The sequence below is a fragment of the Pseudotamlana agarivorans genome (assembly GCF_001642835.1).
GTDB classification, from domain to species: domain Bacteria; phylum Bacteroidota; class Bacteroidia; order Flavobacteriales; family Flavobacteriaceae; genus Pseudotamlana; species Pseudotamlana agarivorans.
The window spans coordinates 239440-252705 of record NZ_LXEI01000006.1 but is presented as its reverse complement, the minus strand read 5'-3'; the positions used below and the strand labels follow the sequence as shown (position 1 = coordinate 252705).

At 34.4% G+C, this 13266-nt stretch carries 10 protein-coding genes; 5 read left to right on the top strand and 5 right to left on the bottom strand.

What is annotated here, in order from left to right; all coding sequences use genetic code 11:
• Positions 1 to 133 precede the first annotated feature (133 nt).
• Positions 134 to 2476, bottom strand: a complete 2343-nt coding sequence (locus tag A6I66_RS09090; protein WP_067148077.1) for an ATP-dependent helicase — start codon at positions 2474 to 2476, stop codon at positions 134 to 136.
• Positions 2477 to 2719: 243 nt separating this feature from the next.
• Positions 2720 to 4252, bottom strand: coding sequence for a hypothetical protein (locus tag A6I66_RS09085; protein ID WP_067148073.1), 1533 nt, complete (start codon positions 4250 to 4252; stop codon positions 2720 to 2722).
• A gap of 97 nt (positions 4253 to 4349) precedes the next feature.
• Here A6I66_RS09085 and A6I66_RS09080 point away from each other — a divergent pair, with 97 nt between their 5' ends.
• Positions 4350 to 5909: an FMN-binding glutamate synthase family protein gene (locus A6I66_RS09080; protein WP_067148070.1), complete on the top strand. Its 1560-nt coding sequence runs from the start codon at positions 4350 to 4352 to the stop codon at positions 5907 to 5909.
• 23 nt (positions 5910 to 5932) lie between these two features.
• A complete protein-coding gene (locus tag A6I66_RS09075) occupies positions 5933 to 6454 on the top strand; it encodes a DUF7935 family protein (protein WP_067148067.1) in 522 nt (173 codons plus the stop codon).
• A 40-nt stretch (positions 6455 to 6494) separates the two neighbouring features.
• On the opposite strand, the gene A6I66_RS09070 is transcribed toward A6I66_RS09075, so the two are convergent.
• From A6I66_RS09070 to A6I66_RS09060, 3 genes are all read right to left on the bottom strand, one after another.
• The gene (locus A6I66_RS09070; protein ID WP_067148064.1) at positions 6495 to 7409 is read right to left on the bottom strand and encodes a patatin-like phospholipase family protein; all 915 of its coding nucleotides are present in this window, start codon (positions 7407 to 7409) and stop codon (positions 6495 to 6497) included.
• Between the two features lie 36 nt (positions 7410 to 7445).
• The gene (locus tag A6I66_RS09065; protein ID WP_067148060.1) at positions 7446 to 9410 is read right to left on the bottom strand and encodes a M1 family metallopeptidase; all 1965 of its coding nucleotides are present in this window, start codon (positions 9408 to 9410) and stop codon (positions 7446 to 7448) included.
• A 260-nt stretch (positions 9411 to 9670) separates the two neighbouring features.
• Positions 9671 to 10336: a gamma-glutamylcyclotransferase family protein gene (locus A6I66_RS09060; protein ID WP_067148057.1), complete on the bottom strand. Its 666-nt coding sequence runs from the start codon at positions 10334 to 10336 to the stop codon at positions 9671 to 9673.
• 417 nt (positions 10337 to 10753) lie between these two features.
• Here A6I66_RS09060 and A6I66_RS09055 point away from each other — a divergent pair, with 417 nt between their 5' ends.
• From A6I66_RS09055 to A6I66_RS09045, 3 genes are all read left to right on the top strand, one after another.
• Positions 10754 to 12226, top strand: coding sequence for a potassium/proton antiporter (locus A6I66_RS09055; RefSeq protein ID WP_067148054.1), 1473 nt, complete (start codon positions 10754 to 10756; stop codon positions 12224 to 12226).
• 32 nt (positions 12227 to 12258) lie between these two features.
• On the top strand, positions 12259 to 12603 hold the full coding sequence (locus A6I66_RS09050) for a hypothetical protein (RefSeq protein ID WP_067148051.1): 345 nt from the start codon (positions 12259 to 12261) through the stop codon (positions 12601 to 12603).
• A gap of 108 nt (positions 12604 to 12711) precedes the next feature.
• Positions 12712 to 13179: a hypothetical protein gene (locus A6I66_RS09045; protein ID WP_067148049.1), complete on the top strand. Its 468-nt coding sequence runs from the start codon at positions 12712 to 12714 to the stop codon at positions 13177 to 13179.
• Positions 13180 to 13266 lie beyond the last annotated feature (87 nt).

The following is a 13266-nucleotide window of genomic DNA, read 5'->3' as shown; positions in this document are numbered from 1 at the left end:
CCGTGTAATCCGTGGCCAAAAATTTATAAAAGACACTGATTTCACAGATTTACACAGATACTCATTAGCTCGAAGATTATAATTGAAATTCCGATTAAACGGTTAAACAAATAAACAATTCAACAACAAAAACCTACCCAATCACCTCCAACTTAGCAAAACGAAGCAACAACTTTTTAGTCCCTCCATGCTGAAAATTAATCTCTGCTTTTACATCGGCTCCAGTACCTTCAATTTTTAATACCTCTCCGGTTCCAAATCTAATATGCTTAACTTTATTACCCACAGCCAACTTATTATCAAATAAATTAGAGCCCCCACTACTATCTGAAGATTTAGCTACCGGCTTCAAATTTCTAGTCGTTGGTGCTACATACTTTTCAGGTTCTTTTTTCGGGGTTTTATTTTTAGTGAATGTTGGTTGCTTAGCCGGTTTATAACGAATTTTATTAGGCTCGGTATCTCCAAAAATATCAGCAGAAAGCATCGGATTTATACGGCGCTCTTCCATTGGTGTAAGCACTTCTAAATATTGCTCGTCTATTTCTTCAATAAATCGACTCGGATCAGAATCTACCAATTTCCCCCAACGGTATCGCGATAAAGCATAAGTTAAATACGCCTGTTTCTCGGCACGGGTAAGCGCTACGTAAAACAAACGACGCTCCTCTTCCAACTCACTTCTGGTGTTCATGCTCATGGCACTTGGAAATAAATCTTCTTCCAGCCCCACAATAAATACATTAGAAAACTCTAATCCCTTTGCTAAGTGAATGGTCATTAAAGCCACCTCATCATCATCTTCAGTTTCATTATCCAAATCACTAGATAAAGCCACATCTTCCAAAAATTCAGATAAGGAACCGGTTGCATCAGCGATTTCAATCTGTCCTTCAACGAAATCTTTCATACCGTTAATAAGCTCTTCGATATTTTCAACACGGGTCACTCCTTCAGGCGTAGTATCTTTACCAAATTCTTTTAACAAACCACTGGTTCTGGTCACATGCTCTGCCAATTCAAAAACATCGGCAGTCTGATTTAAAACTTGATAACTCTCAATTAAGGTTACAAAGTCTTTCAGCTTATTTTTAGTACCTGAATTGATTTTAAGATCGGTTTTATCGATGTTTTTCATCACTTCAAAAATGGTACGCTTGTAACCATTAGCGCCTACAATAAGTCTATCTACTGTGGTTTGACCAATACCTCTAGGTGGAAAATTAATAACACGTTTTAAAGCTTCCTCATCGGCAGGATTTACAATTAAACGTAAGTATGATAAAACGTCTTTAATTTCTTTACGCTGATAAAAGGACAAACCGCCATAAATACGATACGGAATACCACGCTTACGCAAGGCTTCCTCCATGGCACGAGATTGTGAATTGGTACGGTATAAAATCGCAAAATCACTGTTGTTTAATCCGTCCTTAGTTTTATTCTCTAAAATAGTACTGGCTACATAACGGCCTTCATCACCATCGGTTAAGGAACGGTGTACTTTTATTTTGCCTCCTTCGTCATTGGCTGTCCAAACAATTTTTTCTAGTTTGGTCTGATTTTTATCAATGATAGAGTTTGCTGCGTTTACAATGTTTTTTGTTGAACGATAGTTTTGCTCCAAACGAAACATTTTCACATCATCATAATCCTTTTGGAAATTCAATATATTACTAATGTTCGCACCACGGAAAGCATAGATACTTTGGGCATCATCACCTACCACGCATATATTATGAAATTTATCGGCTAAGGCTCTAACAATTAAATATTGAGAATGGTTGGTATCTTGGTACTCATCAACCAAAATGTATTTAAATCGGTTTTGATATTTCGCTAATACTTCAGGAAATCGAGTTAATAGCTCATTGGTTCTTAAAAGTAAATCATCAAAATCCATAGCACCCGCTTTAAAGCAGCGGTCTACATACTCTTTGTAAATATCACCCATGCGCGGACGTCTTGCCATCGCATCAGCTTCTTTTAATTCAGGATTTTGAAAATATGCACGAACGGTAATTAAACTGTTTTTATATGATGAAATACGGGAACGTACTTGTTTAGCTTTATAAATATCTTTATCGAGTTGCATTTCTCGAATGATAGACCCAATAAGTTTATCGGAATCTTGAGAGTCGTAAATGGTAAAATTACTTGGAAATCCGAGTTTATCGGCCTCAATTCTAAGAATTTTAGCAAATATGGAGTGAAACGTTCCCATCCACAGGTTTTTTGCTTCACTTGCCCCTACAATGGTTGCAATACGCTCTTTCATCTCTTTAGCCGCCTTATTGGTAAAGGTGAGCGATAAGATATTAAAAGGATCTATGCCTTTGCTCATCATGTAAGCAATACGGTAAGTTAGCACTCTTGTTTTTCCAGATCCAGCACCTGCAATAACAATCATGGGTCCGTCAATTTGTATCGTAGGCTCTAATTGAGCGTCATTTAACTGGCTTAAGTATTTTTCCAAATCATCATCAATTTTAGGCCGTGAAATTAACCAATGTTGGGCTTTTTATAGGATGAAATAATTAATAATTATGAACAAATTAAGGAATTACCAAGATTTTAATTGAATATCCGTAATCTAAAAATTTGTTCTCGTCATTCTGAACTTGTTTCAGAATCCCACAAAAAACATCAAACATTAAATGTGTCGTGTGATGCTTAAACAAGTTCAGCATGACGCTCGCATATACTAAACAGTACTTTATTAGTTTTTAGCATGAAGAAGCCCTTCCTTGACGTTAAGCCAAAGGAAATTGAAAACCGATTTAGTTTTATCGCGTTTAATACCATGTCTTTTAGCTTCAGCAAAAACACTATCACCGTGCTCGGTGGTTTTCTTAACAAAGATATTAGCTATAGCCGATAAAAACTTGTTTTTCTTATGTTTATGCTTTCTTAAAACATCCACTCTAAGGCCATCGAAATCCGTTTTTAAGTCAATAGACGAATGATTCGCAGTAGCATCAATAGTGAAGTAGGTTTTGTGCAAGATACCTTCAAATTTGACATTGAGATTTGGCACTAAAAATTGATTCATTTTTTCGGCATGAAACGATCCTAATTCTGCTTTAAAAAGAAACCGATCGTATTCGTTATTAATATCAAAATCACAGTACGCTTTTAATGGCGCTTCATCCATAAACCTCGTGGTTATATTTACTACAGTTTTATCACCTTCAGGGTATGTATTATTGATGTTGGACATGGTCGCGTTAAAATCTGAGAAGAAAATTTTGCCAGGCACGCCCGAATGATGTACGCGCTCTTCGTACACGATTTTCCCATCTAGAACCTGAAGCTCTTTCACATTAAGATCGAAATTTAACTCTCTGAGCATTTTACCATATAGTGATTTTATACTATGATCGTCTGCTACTAATTTATCTCTATAAATTTCAAAATCTAAGTGATGTAACGCCGATTTGTTAGTAGTGAAATAAAAAATAGTATCCTGTTTGTAACCAAAATCTACTTCGGCAATTACAATGGAATCGACATTTAAATTGAAATGATCTCTTTCAGTTTTAATGTGTTTAGAAAGTTCCTTTTTAGAAAACTTGGTTTTTAATTGAACGGTTTTTAATACTGAAGCATGATCCTTTAATTGTGCTTGATTAATAAATAAACGGTCATACTCGCCAACGTTGAGCTGTATCGAATCTGCTTCAATATCAAAATTATGAAACGTTACAGGCATGCGATTTTTTTTATCGGGGTGATGTTGCAAATCCTTTAAATTTATTTTAAAAGATTTAATATCAAACAATAACGAATCGCTTTGCAGACTTAAAACTTGAGCAGCTCCATTGGTAATTTGTACATTTTTAATGGATACCTGAGGTGTTTCTGAAGCTTTATAAGCACTGGTTGGCTTTTTTTGTTTACCTGCTTTATAATATGTTACTTTTGGCGCATCTAATGCCAATTCATCTATCTTGACTTTATTATAAAATATAAATTCTATATAATCAATATCTTCAATTAAAACCCCTTTCAAATTCAATTTTACAGATTTCTCTTGAGTGGTTTTATTTAAAACAGAAATGAGCACATCTTTAAACTCCACGGTTCCAGAAACTACATCAACATAAATATCTTTTGTATTTACATCAATATGTTCTGGTAAATTATGTAATGCTTTTTCTATTTTTAGCTTTACAAAATAATTAGAAACAGGCACCGCTATAACGGCCAGAATAACAATAAAGACGAGAAGTCCTAAATATTTATATTTCATGTTATAAAGATATATATTCAATCTTTATGAAAAACAATAATTTTAAATACCTTTAAAAACTTAAAGAAAAACAGGAATTACACCTTAAATTATAAACATGAGTACGATTTTAGATTTAGTATCTCACATAAGCTGGTGGGGATGGTTATTAATAGGGTTAGCCTTAGTAGCTATACGCGATGTATTTTTTCAAAAACAACATACCATAAGCCACAACTACCCCATTTTCGGACATTTACGCTATTTATTTGAGAGTATAGGCCCTGAAATGCGTCAATATTTCGTGGCTAATAACCGTGAAGAATTGCCTTTTAACAGAATTGAACGCGGATGGATTTACGCTTCGGCTAAAAAGGAAAACAACTACGAAGGTTTTGGTACCGACCGAGATATTTATCAGCATCAGCATATTTTTATTAATAATGCAATGATGCCTTTTAAACTTCCAGAAAATCATCCTAACCATGAAGACAAATCTTTTTTGCCATGCGCCAAAGTGATGGGTGAATTTCATAAAAGGAGAAGGCCTTTCAGACCAGCTTCAGTCATCAATGTTTCAGCCATGAGTTTTGGCTCGCTTTCCGCGAAAGCGATAGAATCATTAAACAAAGGCGTTAAAATCGCTGGAGCGTATCACAATACTGGTGAAGGCGGTTTATCGCCACATCACAGTCATGGTGGCGATGTTATTTTCCATTTCGGAACCGGGTATTTTGGTGTGCGCTCTGAAGAAGGCGGATTTTCCATGGAAAAAATGATAAAACTGGTTGAAAACAACCCTTTTATACGAGCTATTGAAGTTAAACTTTCTCAAGGCGCTAAACCTGGAAAAGGTGGTGTGCTTCCTGGTGCTAAAATCACTAAAGAAATTTCAGAAATTAGAGGTGTTCCAATTGGTGTTGATGTGCTTTCACCTCCAAACCATAAAGCTTTTTCTAATATTCCTGAAATGGTAGATTTTATTGAAAAAATAGCCGAAGCTACAGGCTTACCTGTTGGTATTAAAGCTGCTATAGGTAAATTAGAACAATGGGAAGAATTGGCAGACTTTATGGTTGCCACCGGAAAAGGCCCCGACTTTATTACTGTAGATGGTGGCGAAGGTGGTACCGGAGCGGCTCCTCCTAGTTTTGCCGATCATGTTTCGCTACCTTGGATTTATGGTTTTAGCGATTTGTATAAGATGTTTAAAAACAAAGGCCTTTCCGAGCGTATCGTATTTATTGGTAGCGGCAAATTAGGTTTCCCTGCTAAAGCTGCTATGGCCTTTGCTATGGGAGCCGATTGTATTAACGTAGCCAGAGAGGCCATGATGAGTATTGGATGTATTCAAGCTCAAGTGTGCCATACAAACCGTTGCCCTAGTGGTGTGGCAACCCAAAGTAAATGGTTGCAGAGCGGCATAGATCCTACGCTAAAATCGGAGCGCCTAGCACAGTATTTTACAACATTTAGAAAAGAATTGATTGAAATTACACATGCTGCCGGCTACGAACACCCTTGCCAGTTTACCATGAAAGACATCGAAATGAATATCGACGACCACAGTCTGTCGAATAAATTACATTCAACTTTTGCATACGAAAAAACAAGCGTTCCATTTTTAGGAATGCAAAATTTAAAAGATTGTTTATATTTGGGTCATCATCCAAAGTAATCACTTAAACCAAACCAAATCTTATGGAAGCCTCTAGAGTTATTGACCTTTTTTTATTCGCCATACCATCATTAATTACAGGCTGTATTGCCTATTACTTTTTTAAAGAGCATACCAAAAATGAAGACGGCAGAAGACGTTATCTACTCAAAAAAGATTTGCAGGTAAACACGATTCCATTACGCTTACAGGCTTATGAGCGTATGGCTTTATTTTTAGAGCGCATTGCCCCATCAAAACTTATGGTAAGAGTAACTCCAATTACATCAAACAAAGAAGATTACGAATCGTTACTTATTAAAAACATAGAACAAGAATTTGAACATAACTTATCGCAACAAATCTATATTAGCGATAAATGTTGGAGCATTATTACAACCGCTAAAAACGCCACAATCCAACTCATTAGAAAGGCAAACATGTCTGAAAAAACAGATACTGCCAACAAATTAAGAGAGGTTGTATTAACCGAAATGATGGAGCGCCCTTCCCCTAGCGATGCCGCTTTATCTTTTGTAAAAAGTGAAGTTTCGGATATGTGGTAAGCATCCTGTGAAGTTTATATAATCTGAATACTTAAACAGCTTATTTATCCATTCGTAATTCATTTGATTGTGCTGCTTTACACTTTTCTTTAGCATACTCATACCCCTTGTCCCACCAATCGGTCATGAGTTTCTTATTAAAAATCAAGGAGTTTTCAGTTAATCGTGACGGCGTATAATAAAGATTTAACTTCACACCACGATTTTTTGCCGCCAATTTTCCAATTAAGATATCACTGCGTTCTACTTGATCTAAAAGGTGACCAAAAAGATTTAACATTAAGGAATACGGGTTTTTCCCTAAAACCTTATTGTACTGCATGTTTTCAGATTCTAAGATAATCGCATCAATTTCTGTAGCACCTCTTAAAATCGCCTCTCGAATAGGCACCACACAACCAAAAGCTCCATCGGCATACTCGAAACCGTCTTTTTTCACCAAAGACATAAATGGTATGTAGTTACACGAAATCCAAACCCAATCACAAAACTCATCGTAACTAAAGTCTTTAATAGATTTATATTCGGCGATGTTTTTAGATAAATTAGACACGGTTACCACAACGTCCTCCTTGGTCGCTTTAATTTGATCGTAATACGCTTTTGTGAAATGCTTCCTAAAATAACGTCTTAAAGCCTTGCTTTCTCCAAAGGTGCGTTTCATTTTTATAAATTGCCAAAGAGAATTTATAAAGTCGATAGATACAAACTCTCGATCGCCTTTTTTACGCACTATAAAAGGATTTACACTAAATATGTTATACTGATTAACATTCGTGAAAACTTCATGTATTTCATCTATTTTACCGGCCGCTAAATGCGGAATAAGCATACTACCCGTAGAAGTACCTAAATACAAATCGTATTCACGTTTTTCTTCCTTAATTAAATACTCTGCCACACCACCTGCGTATGCGCCTTTACTACCGCCTCCAGAAATTACTAATGCTTTCAAATTTTTAAATTTTGTATTATAAAATGATCCTTAACCCTATTTATCCTGCTTCAACATTTGTTTAGCAAATTTTGAAAACTGCCAGTTATGATGCGTGGTTGCCTGTTGCAAATTATCTAAACACAAGATTCTGCAAGCTTGAATCTGATTCAAATATGCAAAGGCATTCTGACGAATTTCAAAACTATACCTCGGACTGGTATAATCGGTGAGTTCGTCAAAATAACGTGATTTATTTAGGGGTTCAAAATCATCTGTAATCAATGCTAAAGTTAACCAAAGAATACGCACGTTTTTATCGTTAAAACCAACGATATCCTTGGTTTGTTTTAAATATAAAGCATTATCATTCGGAAAACTACGCCATAAATTGAATAAAGCCGCTTCTATGGTAGCGTAAGACTTATCTTGAAGCAGGGTTTCATAATCTGCTTTTTCAGCTGAAGTGATGGTTGACACGGATAAAGCCACGGCCTGCCTCTCTTTAATAGATTTTAGGTTAAAAACTGATTTTGTAATATTTCCTTTTAGTAAGCGAATCACTTCAGCGTTCTGATATTTGTTTCCTGAAGCTTGTATAAACTTCTGGCAATCTTCGGCCGATTTATCGCAATCCAAATCTAAAAACGTCTTATAGCCTTTAAAATTTTTCCTTAGATAACTTTCAATATCATTATAATGGTACTGCGAAGATTTCAGCCACTTGTTTACAAACTCCGTTAAGTCTTTACCACTAGCCTTTTCAATTTCAGAAATAAAATCTTGGGTTTCAACATTTTTAAACTGATACTTCCACAAATAATTTTTAACCCCTTTTTTAAAGTCCTTCTCGCCTACCTTATCTTTTAGTAAAACCAAGACCCAGGCGCCCTTTTTATAGAAAGTGGTGCTACTCGATTTAGGATCCAATAAGGCCGTGCTTGCTCCTGCCCTGTCTTGATCTAATAATTCCTGAGCGTATTCATAAAGTTTGTACTGATAATATTCTTCTCCAAAAACCTCCCGTTCCGCTAACAAAGCATAGTAGGTCGCAAAGCCCTCTTGAAGCCAATGGTGTGTTCCTGATGTTTCAGTAACTAAATCACCAAACCACTGATGTGCTAACTCGTGCGCATTAACATTCACATAGTTTTTATCTACAAATGCCGTTTCATCAATTAAAAAGGCATCAGAAAATATCGTAGCACTAGTATTCTCCATACCGGCATACAGAAAATCTTTAACAGGAATCTGCTTGTAATTTTGCCACGGAAAAGGCACACCTATTTCTCGTTGTAGAAATTCGAAAATCTGCAGAGTATGACGGTAGGTCGGTTCGAACTTTTCTTCATCAGTAGGGTAATAATACATTTCTAACGGAATGCCATTGTTTGAAAGTGTTGTTTTTTTGTCATATTTACCAATAGCAAAGGCTAACAAATAACTCGACATGGGCTTAGTCATATCAAAATGCCAAGTGGCTAAAGGCCCCGAAATAGTTTTATCGGTAAGCTTGCCGTTAGCTATCACTTCATAATTTTTATCGAAAGTAATACTTAAATCAAATTCGATTTTCTCATTCATATCATCGATACTCGGAAACCAATTACTGGTGTATTTCCCCTGACCCTGAGTCCAAATTTGACGGTTACCATCAATATATTCCCAATCGATAAAATATAAAGCTTTTTTCGGACGTGCTTCCCAGATAATCTTTAGAGAATAAGATGTATTCGCTTTAAATTGATGGTTAATTATAAGCCGCTCACCATTGTAAGTTCCTACCTGGACATCATCATTTAAAACAGCTGTTATACTTTTAAAGCCTTTAGCATCTAGAAAAATGGAATCGGTGTCTTTTAGAATATCAAACTTATAAAGCACAGTACCTTTAACTTCCTTGAGTATTAGATCACCAAAAGAAATTTCGGCTTTAGCTTGTTTAAAATCGACAATTTGGGTTTGTTGTGAAAAACAAATACAAGTCGTTAGTAGAAAAAAAAAGAATAGGTTGCGATTCATATAGGATGAGGCTACAATACTTTTATATAGATGAGGTTTAATACCAATTCTGAGTTAGATATTGAAATTCTGAAATAAATTCAAATTGACTTCAATTGGAAATAAACATACAAAAAAAATAGCCGATTCAGAATTTTAATGTCTCCGTAACGAAGAAAAACTGAATCGGCTATTTATATTTTTATAAAATTACGACTTGTTAAAGGTGTTATAAACCAAAATGAACACAATTAATTAAACGCAGTGTTAGCTTATATTTTTTATTTATCAATACTAATAACATCACTATCTGGTAGTATGATAACCTTATCGAGGTGTTTTGTTGATGATTCAAATTCTTGTCTAAATTCAACACCAATACTATCACAAGCCTTCGTTACCAATTCAAAATATGGTTTTGGTAAAACGGTATTGTCCTTGAGTTCAAAATTATAAGTATGTTCCTTATCTGCTTTGTAGGCATAAACTTCCCCTCCTTTAAACTCATATTCATTAATTTTATCAGTTACATCTATTCTGTTATAGCCTTCTTCACGTATATCAAATTCAGCTAATTCTTCAGGTGTAATAAAAAACAACACACAATTCATTTTTTCGTTATCAGACTCTATTATATTCAACGCTAACACATTATGTATTTGAATGGAATCTTCATTTCGTAGATAAAAGAAATCTCTATTAGGGTTAATTACGGAATAAGAGGCATTCCAAGACCTATGATAACCTTCAAGATGAACAAGATAAACAGAATCTTGATAGGTTCTTCTTAAGGTTTTTTCCATACTATTTTTTGACATTAAAGAACCATAACCTACCATTCCAACTTTACCTTTTTGAATATTGATAATTTGTTTTTCTGAATTTTTATTACACCCAAAAAAAACGGTTAAAAACACCATTAGAACGTATGTTTGATTTAATTTCATTTTTAATATGTGTTAGTTTTCAATACATGCTATCACCTAAGGATGAAAACAATGGTTTACTAAAATAAGAACAATCGTCATGCTGTGTTTGGCACTGAATCTCAATATACTGAAAAATCAAAGATTATGAGCATCTGAGATAAATTCCGATTGACATCATTTAGAAATAAACATACAAAAAAATAGCCGATTCAGAATTTAATTTTAATGCAACCCTTTAAGTTTTTTGAATAATGTCGTTTGAATCCTTAGGAGCTTTAAAGTTTCAATATAACGCACCTTACTTTAGAATAAGACTCAAAATGATCTCAGTTTAAATTTATTGAATGAAAATGATGTAAATACATTTTGTTAACTTGCAAGTATAAAAAGATTAGCCAATGATGTGGCTACCTAACCTCCAAAGCGCTTCAAAACATGAATATTACCATTGAAAACATTCTCTTAATAGGCTCCTTATTGCTTTTTGTTAGTGTTATATTTGGTAAAACGTCTTATAAATTTGGTGTTCCTACCTTAATACTCTTTTTAGGCATAGGTATGTTAGCGGGATCGGATGGTATTGGTGGTATTAATTTTGACGATCCAAAATTAGCTCAATTTATAGGCATTGTATCGCTTAATTTTATTTTGTTTTCTGGTGGTCTGGACACCAATTGGAATGCCGTTAAACCCATTCTTAAAGAAGGAATTGCTTTATCAACTCTAGGTGTTTTATTAACAGCCGTTTCGCTTGGTACTTTTGTATGGCTTGTTACAGATTTTACAATTTATGAAAGTTTACTTTTAGGCTCTATTGTATCATCTACAGATGCCGCAGCAGTCTTTTCAATCCTACGATCTAAAAATCTCGCTCTTAAAACCAATCTCAGACCCACTTTAGAGCTTGAAAGCGGAAGTAATGATCCGATGGCTTATGTATTAACTTTAGCTTTTTTAAGTCTGGTTGTCAATCAAGATCAAAGTTTTATTTCCATAATCCCCATGTTCTTACAGCAAATGATTTTAGGTGGCGCATTAGGTTTTGGTTTTGGTATATTAAGTAAATATGTTATTAATAAAATAAAACTAGATTTTGAAGGACTTTACCCTGTATTAGCAATCGCTTTAATGTTTATAACTTTTTCGGCAACAGACTTTGTTGGCGGAAACGGATTTCTTGCCATTTACATTTGTGCTGTTTACTTAGGAAATCAGGATCTCATACACAAAAAAACCATCTTAAAAATGTTTGATGGCTTAGCATGGCTCATGCAAATTGTATTATTCCTTACATTAGGTTTACTTGTATTCCCTTCTCAAATTATCCCTTATTTTGGTATAGGCATACTCATCTCGCTATTTTTAATATTCATTGCTCGACCTATAGGCGTACTTATAAGTTTGATGTTTTTTAAAATGAAAATGAGAAGACGCTTGTATATTTCATGGGTAGGGTTGCGAGGCGCTGTTCCAATTGTATTCGCCACATATCCTTTGCTCGCTGGAATTGATAAGGCCAATACCATTTTCAATATTGTATTTTTTATCTCTGTAACCTCAATTCTTATTCAAGGTACAACTTTATCTGTTGTCGCTAAATGGCTTCATGTTGCGCTGCCCGAAGAATCGAAAAAGATAACCGAAGTAGAGAAGTTTATATTAGAACTCCCAAAATCATTGTTAAAAGAGTTTAAAATTTCTCCATATTTCAATGCTGTTGATAAAAGAATTGTAGATTTGCACTTCCCTAAATCAGCCTTTATCGTGATGATTAAAAGGCAAGGTGAATATATTCGCCCTGGGGGTTCAACCGTTATTAAAGCCAACGATGTTTTGGTCGTTGTTTTAGATGATGAGGAAAATTTAACTGAAGTCAACCAAGTACTTTCGGGGAACACAAATATTTAAAGCTGAAAAACAAGAACTACATTTGGCAAGTTTTGCTGCTCGTTACCATTTATTGTTTCGGGCTTAGTTTTTCTATTCCAAAAACGCCATTTTCTTACAATCAAAGTATTGAAACAGATACAACGCACGAAAAAGCGTTTACTTCAGCTTCAAATACGCTTTGTTTTCACACTCCAGTTTCAGAAACAACATTTTCGGGGATTACCGAAAATTTAAGTTTTAAACTTAATCAAGATTTTGAAAGCTTTTGGGCTGTTATACTCCCAAATGAATGGCGCCTATATGCTAATTTCAAACAGTATCAAACCTACTTTAAAAATATATTGCTTCGGTATAGAAAAACCGATCTTATTTTTCCTTTCCATAACTTCTGGTAATTAATTTCTTACTCTAATTAAAACACAAAGGAATTAATAACACCTTTTTAGGCATTGCAAATTTTTGCATTGCCTACATCATTATTGTAAAAAATTAAAACATTAAAAATGGATTTAGGAACAATCATAATAAGCATTGTATGCATAGCCTTATGTGCTATGCCATTCGCTTTAATAAGCAGAAACAGAAAAAATAAAGTAAAACAATTACTTAACTCAATAAAAGAACTGGCCAAACAGCAACATAGCGATATTAGTCAGTACGAAGTTTTAGATTATTGTATTATTGGCATCGACCAAACTAAAAACCTTATATTTTTTCAAAAGAACGTAAAAGACGAAACAGAACAACTGTGTGTGGATCTTTCGAACATTAAGGATTGTCACATCTCTAAAAAAACTTCAGGTAATAACACTTTAGAACGGCTTGATTTAGTGCTCTTACCAACAAATAACAGCACAAAACAAGTTAACTTGGAGTTTTATAATTTAGATTTGAATTATCAGCTAAGTGGCGAACTAGAATCTATTGAAAAATGGAGCCTTATAATTCAAAAACAATTAAAACAATTATAATATATGATTCATTTTGAATACATTATCAATTCTAATTATCGCTAATAAGCCGATATTTATTTGATTGATTATTCTATAAGCAAAAAA

Coding starts and splice junctions, on each gene's coding strand:
- A6I66_RS09085 (WP_067148073.1), bottom strand. CDS start 4,252: ATGAAATATAAATATTTAGGACTTCTCGTCTTTATTGTTATTCTGGCC.
- A6I66_RS09080 (WP_067148070.1), top strand. CDS start 4,350: ATGAGTACGATTTTAGATTTAGTATCTCACATAAGCTGGTGGGGATGG.
- A6I66_RS09075 (WP_067148067.1), top strand. CDS start 5,933: ATGGAAGCCTCTAGAGTTATTGACCTTTTTTTATTCGCCATACCATCA.
- A6I66_RS09065 (WP_067148060.1), bottom strand. CDS start 9,410: ATGAATCGCAACCTATTCTTTTTTTTTCTACTAACGACTTGTATTTGT.
- A6I66_RS09060 (WP_067148057.1), bottom strand. CDS start 10,336: ATGAAATTAAATCAAACATACGTTCTAATGGTGTTTTTAACCGTTTTT.
- A6I66_RS09055 (WP_067148054.1), top strand. CDS start 10,754: ATGAATATTACCATTGAAAACATTCTCTTAATAGGCTCCTTATTGCTT.
- A6I66_RS09045 (WP_067148049.1), top strand. CDS start 12,712: ATGGATTTAGGAACAATCATAATAAGCATTGTATGCATAGCCTTATGT.